Here is a 19,813-nt window from a genome sequence, read left to right on the forward strand (position 1 = left end):
TCAGGCCGCGTCCGGGATCGCCTGGCCGCGCAGCTCGGCGGCCGGGGTGAACAGCTCCTGCGGCTGCGGCACGCCGCGCAGCCGGCGGGTGCCGCAGGAGATGAGGCGTACCGGGCACAGCTCGGCGAAGCGGGAGGAGGTCAGGATGCGCTGGCCGATCAGCTTGGTCATCTGCTCGATCCGCGCCGCCCGGTTCACCTCCGGCCCGACCACGGTGAAGTCCAGCCGGTCCGGAGCGCCGATATTGCCGAAGATCACCTCGCCGACATGCAGCGCGATGCCGGCCTCGATCTCATCCAGCCCTTCGGCCCGGCGGCGCTCGTTCATGGCGTCGAGGCCGGCGAAGGCGTCCAGCGCGCCGATCAGACCGCGGGCGCAGGCCTCGGCCGTGGCCTCGCCGTCGCCGAGGCGGAAGATGGCGAGGATGCCGTCGCCCATGAACTTCAGCACCTCGCCGCCGGCGCCGTGCACTGCGCCGACCACGATGGTGAAGTACTCGTTCATGAGATGCAGCAGCGCGTCGCGCGGCGTCGCCTCGGCCCGGGCGGTGAAGGCCCGCATGTCGCAGAACAGGAGCACGGCCTCGAGCGACCGGGCGCCGCCGCGGACCACCTCGCCGTCCAGGATCCGCCGGCTGGCCTCGCGCCCGACATAGGTGTCGAGCAGATGCGCCATCTTCTGCCGGTTGACCATGATCTCGCAGACGGCGCCGAGCGCGGGCAGGATACGCTGCACCAGGGCGATCTGATCGTCCGAGAATCCATCCGGAGTGTCGGCGACCATGCCGAAGCCGGTGGTTCGCTGGTCGGTGCCGAAACGCATCGGCATCAGCACATAGTCCGCCGCTCCCTCGGCGTGCAGCTCCGCCAGCAGCGGGAACTCGATATTGGCCTCGGGGCCGGTCAGCCGCCGTCGGACCATCGCGCCCGTCCGGTGCATCTGCCCGATCGGACTATTGTGATACATCTCGCCGTCGGCCCGCTCGCGCTCGAACCGGATCTCGCGCGCCTCGGGGGCCGAGGCCCGCCATTCATAGGTGGCGGCGCTGATCAGTGGGTGGAACTGCGGCAGGTGGAAGGTTAGCCGCCACAGCGGATAGCCGGCCCGGACCAGGCGCTGGGCCAACTCCTGTAGCAGCGGGGCCGGCGAGGGCAGGGCACGCGCCGGGCCGAGCAGCCAGCAGATGATCTCGGCAGGATCGAGCATTGCTCTAGAATGGAATGTGGACGAGGTTTCGAGAAGGGGGCAGAGCAGGGCTTCAAATGTCCGCTGCTTTGAGGACGGCGATCCAATCTTGCCGGCCGCCGAGCAGGCGTAGAATGGCGACGTCGTCGCCGCTATGCGTGTAGATGATCAGATGGCTCTGGTACGCATGAATGCGGACTGGTGGATCGAACTCTCGATGCTCCCGGGCCAGGGTCGGGACGGCGGCGATCATCTCGAAGACGCGGACGAGATCGTCCAGATAGCGATCGGCTTGCCCGACGGACCAAGTTTCGGCCGAAAATCGCCAGATCTCGTCGAGGTCGGCAAGAGCGGCCGGAGTCAGCCGGTACCGCGCCGCTTCACCCGGTGCCATGCTGCCGGCGCATTCGAAGCTTGAATGCCGCTGCGTCGAAGGGCTCGGGCTCCCCGCTTTCGACACCCTCCGCAATGGCGGCTTGCAAGGTGGCGATCGCTTCCGTCCGCTCCTGATCCTTGCGGATCAGGTCTCGAATATAATCGCTGACATTCCCATAGCGGCCGCCCTCGGCTTGTCTCTCAACCCAAGTCTTCATGGCGTCCGGCAGGGAGACATTCATCGTGGCCATGGTGCCCTCTTCCGGTGACCTAGCCACGATATGACATTCTTTGCCAATGGTCATGACATACATTGTCATGCCCTGACGACAACGGCCTGTCTCCGGTCTCGCGGAGACAGGCCGTCCATCAAAAGCGCAGGCTCAGCCGGCGGCCTGGACCGCCCGCTTGGCCATCACCTTGACCAGATGCGCCCGGTATTCGGCCGAGCCGTGGATGTCGGCGTTCATGCCGTCTGGCGAGACCGACAGCCCGTCCAGCGCCGCGGCCGCGAAATTGCCGGCCAGCGCCTGCTCGGCCTCGGTCCAGCGGAACACGCCGTCCGAGCCGGCGCCGGTCACGGCGACACGGACGCCGCCCGCGGTCCTGGCGACGAACACCCCGGCCATGGCGTAGCGGCTGGCCGGATTGTCGAACTTCGCATAGGCCGCCTTCTCCGGTTTCGGGAAGTGGATCGCGGTGATCAGCTCGTCCTCCTCCAGCGCCGTGGTGAACATCCCCTGGAAGAAGTCGTCGGCCGCGATCTCGCGCTTGGTGGTGCGGATGGTGGCGCCGAGCGCCAGCACCGCCGCCGGGTAGTCGGCGCTGGGATCGTTGTTGGCGACCGAGCCGCCGAGGGTGCCGCGATTGCGCACCTGGGCGTCGCCGATATTGCCGGCCAGGGCGGCGAGGGCGGGAATCACCCGCTTCACCACGTCGGAGGCGGTGACCTCGGCATGGGTGGTCATGGCGCCGATGGTGAGACCGCCGCCTTCCTCCGTGATCCCCTTCAGCTCGGCGGCGCCGCCCAGGTCGACGATGTCGGACGGCGAGGCCAGGCGCTGCTTCAGGGTCGGGATCAGGGTCATGCCGCCGGCCAGGAACTTGCCGTCGGCGGCGGCGGTCAGCTTGGCCACCGCATCGGCCGCGGAGGACGCCTTGTGGTAGTTGAACGCATACATCGTCGTCGTCTCCTCACTCGGCGGCCATGGCGGGGGACTGGGCATGGATCGCCCGCCACACCCGTTCCGGCGTCGCCGGCATGTTCATGTCGCAGCCGATCGCGTCGGTGATCGCGTTCATCAGCGCCGCCGGCGCCGCGATCGCCCCGGCCTCGCCGCAGCCCTTCACCCCGAGCGGGTTGGAGGGGTTGACGGTCTCGATCATGCCGATCTTGAAGCTCGGCAGGTCGTCCGCCCGCGGCATGCAGTAATCCATGTAGGAGCCGGTCAGAAGCTGCCCGGTCTCCGGGTCGTAGGCGCAGTTCTCGAGAAGCGCCTGGCCGATGCCCTGGGCGACGCCGCCATGCACCTGGCCCTCGACGATCATCGGATTGATCACCCGGCCGAAATCGTCGACCGCCGTGTAGTTGACGACGGTGACGACGCCGGTGTCCGGGTCGACCTCGACCTCGCAGATCTGGGTGCCGGCCGGGAAGGTGAAGTTGATCGGGTCGTAGAAGGCGCTCTCCTCAAGCCCCGGCTCGACCCCCGGCGGGTAGTTGTGCGGCACATAGGCGGCGAAAGCGACCTCCTGGATCGTCTTCGACCGGTCGGTGCCGGCGACGGTGAACTTGCCGTCCTTGAACTCGATGTCGGCTTCCGCCGCCTCGAGCTGATGGGCCGCGATCTTCTTGCCCTTGGCGATGATCTTCTCCGCCGCCTTGACGATGGCGGAGCCGCCGACGGCCAGCGAGCGCGACCCGTAGGTGCCCATGCCGAAGGGCGTCTTGTCGGTGTCGCCGTGCACCACCTCGACCTGGTCCGCCGGCACACCGAGATAGCTGGAGAGCAGCTGGGCGAAGGTCGTCTCGTGGCCCTGGCCGTGGCTGTGGCTGCCGGTGTGGATGGTGACGTTGCCGGTCGGGTTGAACCGAATCTTGGCCGATTCCCACAGCCCGACGCCGGCGCCGAGCGAGCCGACCGCGGCCGAGGGGGCGATGCCGCAGGCCTCGATGTAGCTGGAGAAGCCGATGCCGCGCAGCTTGCCGCGGCCGGCGCTCTCCGCCTTCCGGGCCGGGAAGCCGGCATAGTCGGCCAGCTTCAGCGCCTCCTCCAGCGCCTTCGGGTAGTCGCCGCAATCATAGGTCATGATCACCGGCGTCTGGTACGGGTACTGGTTGGGCTGGATGAAGTTGCGGCGGCGGATCTCCGCCGGGTCCAGCTTCAGCTCGCGGGCCGCCAGCTCGACGATATGCTCGATGACGTAGGTCGCCTCCGGCCGCCCGGCGCCGCGATAGGCGTCGACCGGCGCGGTGTTGGTGTAGACCCCGTCGACCTCGCAGTAGATCGCCGGGATGGCGTATTGGCCGGACAGCAGCGGCGCGTAGAGATAGGTCGGCACGCAGCTGGCGAAGGTGGAGAGATAGGCGCCGAGATTGGCCGTGGTGTGCACGCGCAGCGCCAGGAACTTGCCGTCCTGGTCCAGCGCCAGCTCGGCATGGGTGACGTGGTCGCGGCCATGCGCGTCGGCCAGGAAGCTCTCGCTGCGCTCGCCGGTCCACTTCACCGGCCGCCCGACCTTCTTCGCCGCCCAGACGCAGACCGTCTCCTCGGCATAGATGAAGATCTTCGAGCCGAAGCCGCCGCCGACATCGGGCGCGATCACCCGCAGCTTGTGCTCCGGCGCGATGCCGACGAAGGCGGACAGCACCAGCCGTGCCACATGCGGGTTCTGGCTGGTGGTGTAGAGGGTGAAGCTGTCCGAGCCGCGGTCGTATTCGCCGATCGCCGCCCGCGGCTCCATCGCATTCGGCACCAGCCGGTTGTTGGTCAGGTCCAGCTTGGTGACATGGGCGGCGCGGGCGAAGGCGGCCTCGACATCGGCCTTGTTGCCCAGCTCCCACTCGTAGACGGTGTTGGCCGGGATGTCGTCATGCACCAGGGCCGCGCCGGACTCGCGCGCCCGTTCCGGCAGCACGACGGCCGGCAGATCCTCGTAGCTGACCTCGATCTTCTCGGCCGCGTCCTTGGCCTGGTCCTTGGTCTCGGCGATCACCACCGCGACGTGGTCGCCGACATAGCGCACCTTGCCCTGGGCCAGCGCGGGGTGCGGCCCGGCCTTCATCGGCTCGCCGTTCTTCGACTTGACCAGCCAGCCGCAGATCAGCCCGCCGACCTTGTCCTTGGCCAGATCCTCGCCGGTGAAGACGGCGATGACGCCGGGCGAGGCCTCGGCCGCGCTCTTGTCGATGCCGCGAATGCGGGCATGCGCCACCGGCGAGCGCAGGAAATACGCATAGGCCTGGCCGGGGCGGTTGATGTCGTCGGTGTAGTGACCGTTGCCGGTCAGGAAACGATAGTCCTCCTTGCGGCGCAGCGGGGCGCCGATGCCATCGGGTGCCATGACCGTGCCCCCTTCATTCGGCTGCGATGCGCTGGCCGCCGGACTTGGCGGCGCAGTCGAGGACGGCCTTGACGATGTTGTGGTAGCCGGTGCAGCGGCAGATGTTGCCCTCCAGCCACTCACGAACCTCGTGCTCGGTCGGGTTGGGGTTGTTCTGCAGCAGGTCGACGGCGCTCATCACCATGCCGGGCGTGCAGAAGCCGCATTGCAGGGCGTGGTTCTCGCGGAAGGCCTCCTGCATCGGGTGCAGCGTGCCGTCGGGCGCCGCCAGGCCCTCGATCGTGGTCACGGAGCTGCCCTCGGCCTGGACGGCCAGCATGGTACAGGACTTGACCGAACGGCCGTCGACATGGACGACGCAGGCGCCGCACTGGCTGGTGTCGCAGCCGACATGCGTTCCGGTGAGCTGCAGGTGTTCGCGCAGAAGCTGGACAAGCAGTGTGCGCGGTTCGACCTGCCGCGTCACCGACCTCCCGTTCACCGTCAGGGTCACGGTGGTGGTCATGGAATCCTCCCAAGCTGGCGTTCGGCCGCCGAGCCCGGCCGCGGCTGTTGCGCGCCGCTTGCGGTGCTCGATCAAGCCACCCGGATCGAAGGCTAAGATTTCGTCCGACGATCGGTCAAGCCGGGCGAAGGTCAGTTCCGCCTGCGTTACAAATAGAGATACAGCAGCACCAGCACGATCACGATCAGGGCGGTGATCCAGACCGCCGGGGGCAGCCCGCCGCGGCGCTCCTCGGCCGGCGGGGGAGGCGCCGGGCGGGGCGGTTGGGCGGCGGCAGGCTCCGGCTTCGGCTCGGCGGGCACGGGCTGCGGCGCGGAAACAGGCTCTGCGGTGCCGAGGCTCGGTGCCTCGGCCGGGCTCGGCGGCGTCAGCGTCTCCTCGGTCGGGACCGGGATCGGCACCGGGATCTCGGGCGCCGGCTCGGCCGCCGGCGCCGGGGCTCCGGCGCGCTGCGCCATCTCTGCGGCGAAGCGGGCGAAGAAGTCGTCGGCCATCTTCTTGGCGGTGCTGTCGATCAGCCGGGCGCCGAGCTGGGCCAGCTTGCCACCGATATTGGCCTTCACCGCGTATTGCAGCAGCGTGCCGTCCCCATCCTCGACCAGCTTCACATCGGCGCCGCCCTTGGCGAATCCGGCGGCGCCGCCCTTGCCCTCGCCGGAGATGGTGTAGCTCTCGGGCGGGTTCAGGTTGGACAGGGTGACCTGGCCGGCAAAGGTGGCCTTGACCGGCCCGACCTTGGCGGTGACGGTGGCCGCCATCTCGGTCGGCGAGGTCTTCTCCAGGCTGTCGCAGCCGGGAATCGACCGGCGCAGCACCTCGGGATCGTTCAGCCCCTCCCAGACCACCGACCGCGGCGCTGCGATCCGATGCTCGCCCGTCATCTCCATGGCGTGATTCCCTCGTCTCGAGCCGGTCGGCTCATTCCGTCGAAGCTAGTGCGGGCCACCGGCCGCGACAACCCTACCTTGGGCGTGCCGGCCCCAGGGGCAGGGAATCGGCCGCTCCAGACCAGACTCCGCTCTGGCTTTCGTCACCGGCCGCACTCATTATTCCAGCATTTCATAGCGCCTTTTGAGGGGGGTAGCGTGGGGATATTTTTGAGCCGTGGCCCTGTTTGTCGGCCTCTGATGGTCTTGTTGGCCACCTCGTTCCTGGCGGCGTGTCAGACCGCCGGGCCCTCAACTCCGGCAACACAGCCCGAGGGGCAGATCCATTCCGAACCGCTTCAGGTCGAGGGAGCTTACACGCATCGATATTCGTCGCTGCAGTTTCCACCGGCGATCGCGGATTTCACCCGCACCGAGATGCGGAAATACGATGCGGGCGCAACCAATGTCAGCGCAACCTACCGTCGCTCCGGTCCGGCAGGCGCAGCTTTGGGCACGATCTACATCTATCCGGCACCCTGGGTTCTGGCATCGGGACAGTATCCCGATCTCACGGACCGACAGTTGGGTGGCCTCTGCCGCAACGAACTCGAGGCCGCTAAGGCGGCTGTGGTCGCTCTCCATCCCGATGCCAAGATCGTCAAAGAAGGCGGGGACGTGTTGAAAAACCCCAACGGTGGCCGGGTCGGCCTTGGCCGGGTGGTCTACAAGATGACCGACACCTTCGATGGTCGAGTCCAACCGCTGCAGTCGCAACTCTACGTCATGTGCTTCGGATGGAGTCAGTGGATCCTGAAGTTTCGGCTGACCGCGCCCGAAGGAGTCGATCTCGATGCCGTCTACGGGAGTCTGGGACGCGGCACGCTTTCCCGAGACGCCGCCGCTCTCCAACGAAGTTGAGCGGACAGTCTGAGCGTCCCCGGCCGATCTGCTCGACCGGAAAAAGTTGGCCGGCCTGACCTGCATCGCCATACTCCGGCCGCCTGACATAAGAACGGGAAGGGATCTTCATGCCGGTGTTTCGACATGCCCGCCGCTGCCTGGGAAGCGCCGCGGCGGGGACCACGATGCTCATGTCGACCACACCGGCCTGGGCGGCCGCCGACGGGGCGCCGCATCTGGACGGGTCGGAGCTCGGCCTCGCCTGGATCATCCCGTTCGTCGGCATCCTGCTGTCGATCGCGCTGTTCCCTCTGATCCGGCCGCATTTCTGGCACCGGCATTTCGGCAAGGTCGCCGCCTTCTGGGGGCTGGCCTTCCTGCTGCCCTTCGCCGCGATCCACGGCGCCGACCTGGCGCTGTTCGAGGTGGTGGCCGTCGCCCTGACCGAATATCTGCCCTTCATCATCCTGCTGGCGGCGCTGTTCGTCGTCGCCGGCGGGGTGCGGATCAAGGGCACGCTGGTCGGCACGCCCGCGGTCAATCTCGGCATCCTTTTCATCGGCACCGCGATCGCCAGCTGGATGGGCACGACCGGCGCCTGCATGCTGCTGATCCGGCCGCTGCTGCGCGCCAACGAGAACCGACGCTTCCGGGTCCACACCGTGGTGTTCTTCATCTTCCTGGTCGGCAATATCGGCGGCGCCCTGACGCCGCTGGGCGACCCGCCGCTGTTCCTCGGCTTCCTGCAGGGCGTGTCGTTCTTCTGGCCGACAGGGCACCTGCTGGCGCCGATGCTGTTCTGCTCGGTGATCCTGCTGGCGCTCTACTTCGCCATCGACACCGTGCTGTTCCGGCGGGAGGGAGAATTGCGCGAGGTGCCACCGGAGCCGCGGGTGCCTCTTGGATTCGAGGGCGGAATCAATCTGCTGCTCTTGGCCGGCGTCGTCGGTGCCGTGCTGCTGAGCGGGGTGTGGCGGCCGGGCGTGGCGCTGACCGTCTATCACGTGCCGGTGGAGCTGCAGAACCTGGTCCGCGACCTGCTGCTGCTCGCCATCATAGGCCTGTCCTGGGTTCTGACCTCGAAGGAGAGCCGGCAGCTCAACGACTTCAACTGGTTTCCGATCATCGAGGTCGGCAAGCTGTTCGCCGCGATCTTCGTCACCATCGTGCCGGCGATCGCGATCCTGCGCGCTGGCCGGAACGGGGCGCTGGCCGACCTGGTCGAGCTTGTCGGCGGCACCGGCGATCCGAACAACCTGGCCTATTTCTGGCTGACCGGTCTGCTGTCCAGCTTCCTCGACAATGCGCCGACCTATCTCGTCTTCTTCAACATGGCCGGCGCCGATGCGCAGCACCTGATGGGGCCGTGGGCGGCGACGCTCGGCGCCATCTCCGCCGGTGCCGTGTTCATGGGCGCCAACACCTATATCGGCAACGCGCCGAACTTCATGGTGCGCTCGATCGCGCAGGAGCGCGGCGTGCTGATGCCCAGCTTCTTCGGCTACATGGCTTGGTCCTGCGGCATCCTGCTGCCGCTGTTCGTGCTGGTGTCGCTTGTGTTCTACGTCGGTCCGACATAGCCGAGATAGTCGGCGATCTCCGGCAGCGGCGGACGGGTCAGCAGCTCGGTCGCCGTGCCGGTGGCGGCGATGCGGCCGTCCTCGACGAAGGCGGCCTGCGCCTCGATGCCGGGCAGGGCGTCGAGCTGGTGGCTGACCATCAGCACGGTCAGGCCGCGCTCGCGCCGCAGCCGGTCGACGAGGCCGACCATCTCGCGCCGTTGCGCCGGGCCGAGCGCGGCGAAGGGCTCGTCCAGCAGCAGGATCGGGCGGTCGCGCACCAGGCTGCGGGCCAGGGCGACGCGCTGGCGCTCGCCGCCGGACAGCTCCGCCGGCCGGCGCGACTCCAGCCCGGCCAGGCCGACATGGGCCAAGGCCTCCGTCACCTGCGCCGCCTCGGCCGGGCTCAGCCGTCCCGGATGCAGACCCAGCGCCACGTTCCGCGCCGCGCTCAGATGCGGGAACAGGTTGTGGTCCTGGAACAGGGTGGTGACCGGCCGGGCCGCCGGCGGCAGGCCCAGCACGTCGCGGCCGAACAGGCGCAGCGTGCCGGACAGGGGCGCCTCGAAGCCGGCGATCAGGTTGAGCAGCGTGCTCTTGCCGGCGCCGCTCGGCCCGAACAGCACGACGAAGGCGCCGGCCTCCACCGCCAGGTCGAAGCGCATCTCCATCGCCTCGTAGCGATAGGTCAGGCCTTCGATCTCAATCGCGTTCCTGGCCACCGAAGATCCTTTCGATCAGGCCGAAGAGAGCCAACCCCATCAGCACCAGCAGCAGCACCACGGTCGACGCCTCCTGCAGGCGATAGGCACCGAGCAGCTGCGCGACCAGCACCGGCAGGGTCTCATTGCCGTCACCACCGAACAGGGCGGCGGCGCCGAGATCGCCGAAGGCCAGGCCGGCGGAGAGGGCGAAGGCGAAGCCGGCCGGCCGGCGCAGCAACGGCCATTCCACCAGCCGCAGCCGGTCCCAGCCGGACAGGCCCAGACTGTCGGCCAGCCTTCCGTGCCGGTGCTGTGCCAGCTCGGCGGCGCCGACCAGCAGCCGCAGCACGAAGGGCAGGGCCATCAGCGTGTTGATCAGCGCGATGACCGGCAGGGCCCAGCGCCGCAGATCGGCGGTGCCGAGCAGCATGACGAAGAGGCCGGCGCCGAGCGCCAGCGGCGGCACCACCAGCACCACCGTCCCGCTCAGCTCGAAGATCCGCGCCAGCCGGCGGCGACGCCCGCCGATGCGCAGCGCGGCGATGCTGTGCGCCAGCGCCCAGCCCAGCACCAGGGCCAGCGTGGCGGCGCCGAGGGCGACGGCCAAGCTGCGCCCGGCGGCGCGCCACAGGACGGCGCTGGCCAGGATCGGCTTGCCGATTCCGCCAAGGCCTTCGACCAGAATGGCGGCCAGCGGCAACAGCACGAAACCGGCGGCCAGGACCAGCACGACGGCGTCGATCGTGCGAGCGACAGGCGTTTGGCCGTCGCTGCGCAGCACCGGGCGTCCGACGCCGCCTTCGTCGGCGACCCGGCCGGTCAGCCGCATCGCCGCCAGCACCAGGAGAGCGCAGAGGCCGATCTGCAGCAGTGACAGGGCGACGGCGCGGCCGGGGTCGAAGTCGAAGCGCAGCGCCTGGTAGATGGCGATCTCGATCGTGGCCGAGGCCGGGCCGCCGCCGAGCGTCAGCACCACGGCGAAGCTGGTGAAGCAGAGCAGAAAGATCAGTGCGGTCAGGCCCGGCAGCTGGCGCCGCAGCATCGGCCATTCGACCAGCCGGAACAGATCGGCGCCGCGCAGCCCCAGCATCGCCGCCAGGCGCCAGCTCTCGGCCGGAATCGTGCCCCAAGCCGAGAGCAGCACGCGCACGGCGAAGGGCATGTTGAAGAAGACATGGGCCAGCAGGATTCCGGTCAGGCCATAGATGTTGGGCCGAATGCTGAGGCCCAGCGCCGCCATCAACTCGGCGATCAGGCCGGAGCGGCCGAACACGGTGAGGATGCCGAAGGCGCCGGCGACGGCGGGCACGATCATCGGCAGGCCGAACAGGCGCAGCAGTAGCGTCCGGCCGGGAAAGCGGCGGCGCGACAGGGCGCGGGCGACCGGGACGGCGATGGCGACACTGATCAGCGCCGACAGCCCGGCCTGCAGCGCGGTGAACCGCAGCACCGACCAGAGATAGGGATCGGCCCAGACGGCGAGCAGATCGAACCCGGCGGCGGCACGGACGAGGCCGGTCGCCGCCGTGCCGATCAGCGCCGCGATGCCGAGGAGGGCGAGGAGGCCGGGGAGGGACGCAATGCGGTGCCCCGTAGGCTGTGTTCGCCATAGCGAACCCAGCAGGCCGGTCCCGCGGTGGGATGTTGGGTTCGCGACGCGCGAACCCAACCTACGCTGGCTCAACGACTCGTCGCCTGCAGCCATTCGGCGATCCAGGCGGCGCGGTTGGCGGCGACCTCCTCCGGCGCATACAGCAGCGCCTTGGCCGGGGTCGGCAGCGCCTTGTAGGCGTCGGGCAGGCCGGCCTTCGGTGTCACCGCCGGATACATCCATTGCGTCGTCGGCAGCACGTCCTGGAACGCCGGGCTCAGCATGAAGGCGAGGAACTTGTCAGCCAGCTCGGGATTCTTAGAGGAGGCCAGCTTGGCCGCGACCTCGACCTGCAGGTAGTTGCCTTCAGTGAACACCGCCGCGCCGATGCTGTTGTCGTTCTCCGCGATCACGTGATAGGGCGGCGAGGTCAGGTAGCTGAAGGTCATCGGCACCTCGCCCTTGCGGAACAGGCCGTAGCTCTCGCTCCAGCCCGGGGTGACGGTCAGGATGCGCGGCTTCAGCTTCGCCCAGGCCTCCGGCGCCTTGTCCCCGTACACCTGCTTCACCCAGAGCAGGAGGCCGAGGCCCGGCGTGCTGGTGCGCGGGTCCTGGATGGTCAGCTCGAGGTCGCTGGTCTCGACCAGGTCGTGCAGGCTCTTGGGCGGGTTCGGCACCTTGGTCTTGTCGTAGACGAAGGCGAAGTAGCTCCAGTCATAGGGAACGAAGACCGGGTCGGTCCAGGCGACCGGCAACGACAGCCCCTCCAGCTTCATGCCATGCGGCGCGAACAGGCCGGTCGCCGTCGCCTCGGCGGTCAGGTTGGTGTCGAGGCCGAGCACGACGTCGGCCTGGCTCGACCTGCCCTCCAGCTTCAGTCGCGACAGCAGGGCGACGCCGTCCTCGACCGAGGTGAACTCCAGCGTGCAGCCGCATTCGGCCTCGAAGGCCTTCTTCACCTGCGGTCCCGGGCCCCAATCGGCGGTGAAGGATTCGTAGGTGTAGACCTTGAGCACCGGGGTTTCGGCCGCAGCCGGCCCGGCGGCGGCGGAGGTCAGGGCAAGGGCCGTCAGCAGGACGGCGAGGATCGGGCGCATCTCGTTTCCTCCGCGGGGTCGGAGCCGGAGCGGAGAGGGACGCTGCCGATGCCTGAGGCGCCGTCTCGTTCTCCCTTCGCCGGCATGACCCGGATCAGGTTCGTCGGGTTGGCGCTGACGCGCCTCTCAGCCCCCGTTCGGGCACCCCGGCAAGACGGGCGCATCATCGGAGTGCGCGCGAGGACTGTCAACGCGATGCGATTGCTCGATGGGTGGATCGGGCGGCCTTTCAAAAGACCACGCTCCTGGTGACACCGAACCTCCACCGCGGTAAAATTACAAAAATTAACACACAGAGGAGGTAAAAATGGCCGGCCCGCTTGCGATTGGAGAGGACGCGCCCGATTTCGAAGTCGAGACCACCGAGGGGCGGATCCGCTTCCACGACTGGCTCGGCTCGTCCTGGGGCGTGCTGTTCTCGCATCCCAAGGACTTCACCCCGGTGTGCACCACCGAGCTCGGCTACATGGCCCGGATCAAGCCGGAATTCGACAAGCGCGGGGTCAAGATCATCGGCCTCAGCGTCGATCCGATCAGCAATCACCAGGGCTGGGCCAAGGACATCGAGGAGACTCAGGGCGCCGCCCCGAACTATCCGATGATCGGCGATTCCGAGCTGGTGGTGTCCAAGCTCTACGGCATGCTGCCGGCCGATGCCGGCACCACCTCGGAAGGCCGCACCCCGGTGGCCAACCAGACGGTGCGCAACGTCTACGTCATCGGCCCGGACAAGAAGATCAAGCTGGTGATCTCCTATCCGATGACCACCGGCCGCAACTTCGACGAGGTGCTGCGGGTGATCGATTCGCTGCAGCTGACCGCCAAGCACAAGGTGGCGACGCCGGTGAACTGGAAGAATGGCGAGGACGTCATCATCGTCACCTCGGTCTCGGACGAGGAGGCGAAGCAGAAGTTCCCCGAAGGCTGGAAGACGCTGAAGCCCTATCTCCGCGTCGTTCCTCAGCCGCGGGACTGACGGCCGATCCGGACACCCCCGGGCTCATCCGAGCCCAGGGTCGTATCACCGGCCCAGCAGGCTCTTCGCCATCATCATGTGCACGCCCTTGCAGCCGTTCACGGTCTGGGTGATGCGCAGGTCGCCGGCCAGGCTGCACAGGGTGTAGGCGTCCTCGCGCGACAGGCCGGCGGTCTCGCCCAAGAGCGCGATCATGTCGCGCAGCGCCATCTCCGCGCAGCGCTCCAGGTCCGGATCCATCCCCATGGTGATGTGATGGGTGGGGGTCTCGGCGCGGGGATAGGCGAAGCGCAGATCGTCGCGGACGATCAGCTGGAAGGTGCCCTGCAGCGCCGTCTCGATCGCGGTGACGCAGACCTCGCCGTCGCCCTGCGCGCCGTGGCCGTCGCCGCAGGAGAACAGGGCGTCGTCGTTGAACACCGGCAGATACAGGGTCGTGCCGGCCACCAGCTCCTTGTTGTCGATATTGCCGGCATGGGCGCGCGGCTGGATCGAGCTGATCCGGCCCCAACCCTTGGGCGGCGCCACGCCCATCACGCCGAAGAAGGGCTTCAGCGGCAGGTCCAGCCCCCAGGGCAGTCGCGCCGTGCCGGCCGCGGCGTCGAGCGGGATGTTCAGGAGCCGCGACTCCTCGAACTCATAGGGCAGCGTGCCGGCGAGCGGCCGGATCACGTTGTAGCCCCAGTCCTGGCGCAGCGAGACGTCGAGGATCCGCACCTCCAGAACCTGGCCGGGCCGGGCGCCGCGGACCGCGACCGGGCCGGTCAGGATGTGGCCAGGCGTCGAGCGGTCGCAGCGCTCATGGATCTCGTGGATCTCGGGCGGGATGTGAAACCCGCCCTGCGGCAGCACCTCCGGCCCGCCATTCACGGTGTCGATCACGACGGTGTCGCCGCTGTCGACCGTCAGCACTGACTCTCGCGTCGCGTCGAAATAGCCCCAGGCGCAGGTCTCGGCCGAGGCGGGCAGGTGGTGCTGCGGCATGATCGGGTCCCCTCTGGTGGCGCCGTCACGCTCGGACGTTTCGGCACCGCGTTCAAGCCTGGAGGGGACAGTTCATCCCTTGACGGCGCCGGCCGTCAGCCCCTGCACCAGGTAGCGCTGGATCACGGCGAAGAAGATGCACACCGGGATCAGCGCCAGCACCGAGGCCGCGGTCATCTGCCCCCAGTCGACGCCGAATTTGGCGACGAAGGTCAAGAGGCCGACGGCGAAGGTCTTCTGGCTGTCGGAATTGATCAGCATCAGCGCGAACAGCAGCTCGCTCCAGGCCGCGGTGAAGACGAAGCCCAGCGTCGCGCCCATCCCCGGCAGGGTCAGCGGCAGCACCACCCGGCGCAGCGCCTGGAAGCGGTTGCAGCCGTCGATCATCGCCGCCTCCTCCAGGTCCTTCGGGATGGCGTCGAAGAAGGACTGCATCAGGAAGGTGGCGAAGGCGACGTTGAAGGCGCTGTAGATGACGATCAGCCCCATCAGGTTGTTGGTCAGGCCCAGCGGCGCCATCAGCCGATAGACCGGCGGGATGATCATCACCAGCGGGAAGGTCTGGGTCAGCAGCAGCACGAACATCACCGCCGGCTTGGCCTTGAAGCGGAAGCGCGAGAAGGCGTAGCCGGAGGCCGAGGCGCAGAGCGTGACCACCGCCGCCGTGGCCAGAGAGACGATGACGCTGTTCAGGAAGTAGCGCGGGAAGTTGCTGGCGGTCAGCACCGAGCCGAAATTGCCGAGCGTCCATTCCGACGGCCAGAAGGTGATGCCCTCGGAGAACAGCAGCTGGGTCGGCGTGACCGAGATCTTGACCAGCCAGTACAGCGGGAACAGCGCGAACAGCAGATAGGCGCCGATGCCGAGATAGAAGCCGGTGCCAGCGGCGAGGCGGTGGAGCGGGGAGCGTCCGACGAGCGTCATCTCATTGCTCCGCGAGCAGGCTCTTGCGCATCCGGATCAGGATCGCGGCGTAGAGCAGGAGAAGGAGCAGCAGCACTGTCGCCACCGCCGAGGCGTAGCCGAAGTTCAGCCGCGAGAAGGCCTGGGCGAAGATGTAGGTCGACAGGATGTTGGTGGCGTTGGCCGGGCCGCCATTGGTCATCACCCAGATCAGGTCGGCGAAGGTGGCGATCCAGATCGTGCGCAGCAGCACGGTGATGGCGATGGTCGGCGCCAGGAACGGGATGGTGATGTTGATGAAGCGCTGCCAGGCCGTGGCGCCGTCGATCGCCGCCGCCTCATAGAAGTCGGACGGGATCGCCTGCAGCGCGGCCAGGAGGGTGATGGCGAAGAACGGGATGCCGAACCAGATATTGGCCAGGATCGGTCCCCACATGGCGAGGTCCGGGTCGGACAGGATGTTCGCCGGTTCCGACAGCAGGCCGAGATCGGCCATCCAGTAGGGCAGGGGCCCGACCACCGGGTTGAACAGCCAGGCGAAGACCAGGCCGGACAGGAAGGTCGGCACCGCCCAGGGCAGGAACACCAGCGCCTGCGTCAGCCGCTTCCCCGGGAAGTCCCGGTTCAGCAGCAAAGCGAGGCCGAGCCCGCCGAAGAACTGGAACACCAGGCTGCCGACGGTCCACCACACGGTGTTCTTCAGCGCCCGCCAGAAATTCGCGTCACCGAGCAGCGTCTCGAAGTTCTTCAGCCCGATCCAGGTGCTCTTCCCGAACGGGCCGAAGTTCTGGAAGGCATAGGACAGCCCGACGATCAGCGGCACCAGCATGCTGAGCGTCAAGAGGATCAGGGCCGGGCTGAGATAGAGCCAGGGCTCCAGCGCATGGCCCAGCGCGCGGCGGAAAGATCCCGGGCGGGCGCCCGGGATCGCGTTGGTTACGGTCATGCTCGCCATCGCATATTTGGATCCGTCATGGCGAGGCGCGCAGCGCCGTGGCCATCCAAGGGCCGGTGCCGCTGGATGGCCACGCCCCTTCGGGGCTCGCCATGACGGCTTGGGATTGGCCGTCGGTCGAGATGTCCGGCCAACCGCATCACTTCTTGTTCGCCAGGAACTTCTGTTGCGCGGCGGTGAGATAGTCGGCCCATTCCTTGGCCACGTCGGCGGCCGGCTTCTGGCCCAGCAGGGCCTCCTGGAAGCTCTGCACCGACATCACGTCGAAGAAGTAGCCGAACTCCTCGAGATGGGCCGGCCACGGGATCGGCTGCCAGCGCGGATCGTTCATCTCCTGGAACCAGCCGGCATAGCGTTCGCCGGCGAAATGCTCGTTCTGCTCGGCGCCCTTGTGGATCGGCAGCACGCCGACGAACTTGGCCCATTCGATGTTCTGGTTGGGGTCGAGCAGGAAGGACATCAGCTTCCAGCTCTCCTCCTTGTGCTCGCTGTTGGCGAACATCGACCATCCGGCATAGCCGATCGACGGATAGGCGTGGCCGCCGGGGCCGAGCGGCATCGGCGCTACCGCGAACTCCTCCGGCTTCATGTGGTCCAGGATACCGATCATGGCGTCCGGGTCGTTGTCCAGCATCGCGCAGGTGCCGGAGTAGAAGCCGGTGACGGTCTCGTTGAAGCCCCAGTTCAGGCTGTCCTTCGGCGCCCCGCCGGCCTTGTACAGGTCGACCAGGAACTGCATGCCCTTGACCGCGCCCTCGTCGCCGAGAGTCGAGGTGCCGTCCTCGTTGAAGAAGGTGCCCTTGCCGTCCATGGTCAGCATGAAGAAGGCGGTGCCGCCGGTGCCGCCCTTGCCGCCGCGCAGGCAGTAGCCGGTCTTGCCGCCGCCCAGCGCCGCGATCTTCTTCGATACCTCCATGAACTCGTCGAGGGTCTTCGGCGGCTCCTTGATGCCCGCCTCCTGGAACAGCTTCTTGTTCCAGTACAGGCCCCGCAGATAGAAGCCGTAGGGCACCATGTAGGGGGTGTCGTTCACGGTCTTCGCGAACTGCACCGTCCGGTCGCTCAGGGTCGAAGCCCCGTCCCACTTGGCCATGTAAGGGCCGAGATCCTCGAGCTGGTCGTTGTTGGCGTAGAGCGACATCCAGCGCTCCGGCATTTCGGCGATGTCCGGGGTCTCGCCGGCCTGGACCATGGTCAGGAACTTCTCGAAGGCCTCGCCCCAGGGCAGCGAGACGATCTCGACATGGACGCCCGGGTTGGCCGCCTCGAACTTGGCGATCTGGCCCTTCAGGAACTCGGTGCGCTGCGGGCTGGTGATCACCTCGACCAGCTTCAGGTTGGTGTCGGCCAGCGCCGGGCCGCTGAAAGCGATGGCGGCCAGGCCGGCCAGGAGCAACAGACGTTTCATTTTTGCCTCCCTGTTACGGTGTCAAAAGTCAGATAGACGGTACGAAGTCTGGAACCGTCATGGCGAGCCCCGCAGGGGCGTGGCCATCCAGGGCCGCTCGCATCGGCCCCTGGATGGCCGCGTCGCTTCGCTCCTCGCCATGACGAATGATGTGGATGGGCACGGCGATGACTCTCCCGTCAACTCACGGAACCCGCGAGGGCGCGGTCGAGATCGGCCCACAGGTCCTCGGTGTCCTCGAGCCCGACCGCGAGCCGGACGAGCCGCGGCGAGACCCCGAAGGCAGCGAAGGAGTTCGGGCCTTGGGCCTGGCGCAGCGTGGCGCGGGCCGGGACCACCAGGCTCTCGTGCCCGCCCCAGCTGACGCCGAGCTTGAACAGCTTCAGCCCGTCGACCAGCCGCACCACATCGACCTTCTCCTCCACCTCGAAGGAGAACAGGCCGCTGTGGCCGGTCAGTGTCGCGCCGCCCGGGTGGTTGGAGAAGGCCGGGTGCAGCACCCGCGTGACCAGCGGGTGCTCGGCCAGGCGGCGGGCGATGGTCAGGCCGCTCTCCTGATGCTGGCGCATGCGCAGCGGCAGGGTGCGCATGCCGCGGACCAGCAGCCAGGCCTCGAAGGGCGACAGCTTGCCGCCGAGATAGGGGTGGGTCAGGTCGTTGACCCGGGCGATGCGCTCGGCCGAGCCGGCGATCACCCCGGCGACGGTGTCGCTGTGGCCCGACAGGTATTTCGAGGCCGAGTGCACGACCAGGTCGACGCCGTGCTTGATCGGCTGCTGGAACAGCGGCGTCGCCCAGGAATTGTCGATGATCGTGGCCGCGCCACACGCCTTGGCCAAGGCCGCAAGCCGCCCGATCTCCTGCAGCTCGAACATCATCGAGGTCGGGTTCTCGAGATAGAGCAGCTTCGCGCCCGGCAGCCGGGCCTCGACCGCGACCGGGTCGCTCGCGTCGACATAGTCGACGGTGATGCCGAGCCGCGGCAGCAGCTTCTCGAACAGGCGGTAGGCGTCGCCATAGACGTGGCGGGTGCAGAGGATGCGGTCGCCGGCACCGGCGATGCTGAGCACGGCGGCGCTGATCGCCGCCATCCCGCTGGCGGTGCCGCGCGCCGCCTCGGCCCCCTCCAGCGCCGCCACCTTGCGCTCGAACTCCTGCACCGTCGGGTTGTCGCCGCGGGAATAGACCGGGCGCCGCACCTCGCCGGAGAACGCGGCCTCCATCTCTGCATAGCTGGCGAAGGTGAACAGCGAGGTCTGGTAGATCGGCGGCACCACCGCGCCGGCAGGGAAGGCGTCGTCATGCGCCAGCCGGGTGGCGGCCCCGTATTCGTCGGGTGCCGGGAATTGGTCGGTCATCGGGTCTGTCCGCGTCTCCGGTCGGCGTCTCGGATGTCCTCATCGACCATGTCGATGATGGTCAGCGCGGCGTTGCGCGCGCCGTCCGGGTCGCGCCGGACGATCGCGTCATACATCACGCGGTGATAGGGGAAGGTGCGCCCGGCGAAATCCGGCATGTCCAGCGGGTTCTCCCAGAAGCGGTGGAAGGCGTCCCGCATGCTGGCCAGGATCTGCCCGAAGATCGGGTTCTCGGTGGCGCGGAAGATCGACTGGTGGAACTCCCAGTCCTGCTCCGGCGCGTCGCCATATTTCCGGTGATGCGCCTCCATGATGTCGAGCCGGCGGCCGATCTCGGCGATCTGCTCCGGCGTCGCCCGGCGGGCGCAGATCGCCGCGGCCTCGCCCTCCAGCGCCCGGCGCACCTCCAGCGTGTGCAGCAGCGTCGCGACGTCGGAGGCGCGGTCGATGGTCAGCGGCATGTGGATGCTGGCGGTCGACACCGGCACCTTGAGATAGGTGCCGCTGCCCTTGCGCATCTCGACCACGCCAAGCCCCTCCCAGCGCTTCAGCGCCTCGCGGATGGTGGAACGGCTGACCTGCAGCTGCTCCGCCAGCTCGCGCTCTGGCGGCAGCCTTTCGCCCGGCTTGATGCCGGCACGCTCGACATGCTCCGCGATCGCCGCCAGCGCGGCCTCGTCACGCGTCGGCGTGCGGACCGGCAGCAGGGTGGGGCGGGGACGGGCGGACATCGCGGCGGCGGGCGTCTATGCAGTGGAGTGGCAAAATTGGTCTGACATCCCGACCACTTTGGGTGAATGCGTCCAGCACGTCAATACGGTTTATGGTGGAGGCGACGGCGGCTACAAATCGCAATATCGTTACGGAATTGCCGGTGCCC

At 68.0% G+C, this 19,813-nt stretch carries 19 protein-coding genes and 1 riboswitch; of the genes, 3 read left to right on the forward strand and 16 right to left on the reverse strand.

Going from position 1 to position 19,813, the window contains the following annotated elements:
* The 7 genes from KXR53_RS12530 to KXR53_RS12560 all read right to left on the reverse strand — a co-directional run bounded on the left by KXR53_RS12530 (position 1) and on the right by KXR53_RS12560 (position 6,516).
* Positions 1–1,206, reverse strand: coding sequence for an adenylate/guanylate cyclase domain-containing protein (locus KXR53_RS12530; RefSeq protein ID WP_437375501.1), 1,206 nt, complete (start codon positions 1,204–1,206; stop codon positions 1–3).
* A 52-nt stretch (positions 1,207–1,258) separates the two neighbouring features.
* Positions 1,259–1,579, reverse strand: coding sequence for a type II toxin-antitoxin system RelE/ParE family toxin (locus tag KXR53_RS12535; RefSeq protein WP_437375502.1), 321 nt, complete (start codon positions 1,577–1,579; stop codon positions 1,259–1,261).
* Positions 1,566–1,811 (reverse strand): type II toxin-antitoxin system ParD family antitoxin, encoded by a 246-nt coding sequence (locus KXR53_RS12540; protein ID WP_437375503.1) that lies wholly within the window; start codon positions 1,809–1,811, stop codon positions 1,566–1,568. Before KXR53_RS12540 ends, KXR53_RS12535 begins: the two co-directional genes overlap by 14 nt.
* A 132-nt stretch (positions 1,812–1,943) precedes the next feature.
* Entirely contained in the window at positions 1,944–2,741 is a 798-nt protein-coding gene (locus KXR53_RS12545) for an FAD binding domain-containing protein (RefSeq protein WP_437375504.1), read from the reverse strand.
* 13 nt (positions 2,742–2,754) lie between these two features.
* Positions 2,755–5,124 carry a xanthine dehydrogenase family protein molybdopterin-binding subunit gene (locus tag KXR53_RS12550; protein WP_437375505.1) on the reverse strand — a complete coding sequence of 790 codons (2,370 nt, stop codon included), beginning with the start codon at positions 5,122–5,124 and terminating at the stop codon, positions 2,755–2,757.
* Positions 5,125–5,137: 13 nt separating this feature from the next.
* Complete coding sequence (locus KXR53_RS12555) at positions 5,138–5,629, reverse strand: (2Fe-2S)-binding protein (protein WP_026870658.1); 492 nt, start codon at positions 5,627–5,629, stop codon at positions 5,138–5,140.
* A 146-nt stretch (positions 5,630–5,775) separates the two neighbouring features.
* Positions 5,776–6,516 carry an SRPBCC family protein gene (locus tag KXR53_RS12560; RefSeq protein ID WP_437375506.1) on the reverse strand — a complete coding sequence of 247 codons (741 nt, stop codon included), beginning with the start codon at positions 6,514–6,516 and terminating at the stop codon, positions 5,776–5,778.
* Positions 6,517–6,765: 249 nt separating this feature from the next.
* Between KXR53_RS12560 and KXR53_RS12565 the strand changes: the two genes are divergently transcribed.
* Positions 6,766–7,416 carry a hypothetical protein gene (locus KXR53_RS12565; protein ID WP_437375507.1) on the forward strand — a complete coding sequence of 217 codons (651 nt, stop codon included), beginning with the start codon at positions 6,766–6,768 and terminating at the stop codon, positions 7,414–7,416.
* 173 nt (positions 7,417–7,589) lie between these two features.
* Positions 7,590–8,978, forward strand: a complete 1,389-nt coding sequence (locus KXR53_RS12570; RefSeq protein ID WP_437375508.1) for a sodium:proton antiporter — start codon at positions 7,590–7,592, stop codon at positions 8,976–8,978.
* On the opposite strand, the gene thiQ is transcribed toward KXR53_RS12570, so the two are convergent.
* From thiQ to thiB, 3 genes are read right to left on the reverse strand one after another with little or no spacing between them, the layout of a single operon-like run.
* A complete protein-coding gene (thiQ, locus tag KXR53_RS12575; protein WP_437375509.1) occupies positions 8,960–9,679 on the reverse strand; it encodes a thiamine ABC transporter ATP-binding protein in 720 nt (239 codons plus the stop codon). The genes KXR53_RS12570 and thiQ overlap by 19 nt on opposite strands.
* On the reverse strand, positions 9,660–11,330 hold the full coding sequence (gene thiP / locus KXR53_RS12580; protein ID WP_437375510.1) for a thiamine/thiamine pyrophosphate ABC transporter permease: 1,671 nt from the start codon (positions 11,328–11,330) through the stop codon (positions 9,660–9,662). Before thiP ends, thiQ begins: the two co-directional genes overlap by 20 nt.
* 11 nt (positions 11,331–11,341) lie before the next feature.
* On the reverse strand, positions 11,342–12,349 hold the full coding sequence (gene thiB / locus KXR53_RS12585; RefSeq protein ID WP_437375511.1) for a thiamine ABC transporter substrate binding subunit: 1,008 nt from the start codon (positions 12,347–12,349) through the stop codon (positions 11,342–11,344).
* A 54-nt stretch (positions 12,350–12,403) separates the two neighbouring features.
* Positions 12,404–12,508, reverse strand: a riboswitch (TPP riboswitch).
* Positions 12,509–12,656: 148 nt separating this feature from the next.
* On the opposite strand from thiB, the gene KXR53_RS12590 reads away from it, so the two are divergent.
* Positions 12,657–13,325: a peroxiredoxin gene (locus KXR53_RS12590; protein ID WP_437375512.1), complete on the forward strand. Its 669-nt coding sequence runs from the start codon at positions 12,657–12,659 to the stop codon at positions 13,323–13,325.
* Positions 13,326–13,370: 45 nt separating this feature from the next.
* On the opposite strand, the gene KXR53_RS12595 is transcribed toward KXR53_RS12590, so the two are convergent.
* The 6 genes from KXR53_RS12595 to KXR53_RS12620 all read right to left on the reverse strand — a co-directional run bounded on the left by KXR53_RS12595 (position 13,371) and on the right by KXR53_RS12620 (position 19,664).
* The gene (locus tag KXR53_RS12595; protein WP_437375513.1) at positions 13,371–14,309 is read right to left on the reverse strand and encodes an acetamidase/formamidase family protein; all 939 of its coding nucleotides are present in this window, start codon (positions 14,307–14,309) and stop codon (positions 13,371–13,373) included.
* A 72-nt stretch (positions 14,310–14,381) separates the two neighbouring features.
* Positions 14,382–15,233 carry a carbohydrate ABC transporter permease gene (locus KXR53_RS12600; protein WP_437375514.1) on the reverse strand — a complete coding sequence of 284 codons (852 nt, stop codon included), beginning with the start codon at positions 15,231–15,233 and terminating at the stop codon, positions 14,382–14,384.
* 1 nt (position 15,234) lies between these two features.
* A complete protein-coding gene (locus tag KXR53_RS12605; RefSeq protein WP_437375515.1) occupies positions 15,235–16,158 on the reverse strand; it encodes a carbohydrate ABC transporter permease in 924 nt (307 codons plus the stop codon).
* Positions 16,159–16,306: 148 nt separating this feature from the next.
* Positions 16,307–17,575 (reverse strand): ABC transporter substrate-binding protein, encoded by a 1,269-nt coding sequence (locus KXR53_RS12610; RefSeq protein ID WP_437375516.1) that lies wholly within the window; start codon positions 17,573–17,575, stop codon positions 16,307–16,309.
* Positions 17,576–17,754: 179 nt separating this feature from the next.
* Positions 17,755–18,933 carry a PLP-dependent transferase gene (locus KXR53_RS12615; RefSeq protein ID WP_437375517.1) on the reverse strand — a complete coding sequence of 393 codons (1,179 nt, stop codon included), beginning with the start codon at positions 18,931–18,933 and terminating at the stop codon, positions 17,755–17,757.
* On the reverse strand, positions 18,930–19,664 hold the full coding sequence (locus tag KXR53_RS12620) for a FadR/GntR family transcriptional regulator (protein WP_437375518.1): 735 nt from the start codon (positions 19,662–19,664) through the stop codon (positions 18,930–18,932). Before KXR53_RS12620 ends, KXR53_RS12615 begins: the two co-directional genes overlap by 4 nt.
* Positions 19,665–19,813 lie beyond the last annotated feature (149 nt).

The organism is Inquilinus limosus, assembly GCF_051487185.1.
Classification (GTDB): domain Bacteria; phylum Pseudomonadota; class Alphaproteobacteria; order DSM-16000; family Inquilinaceae; genus Inquilinus; species Inquilinus limosus_F.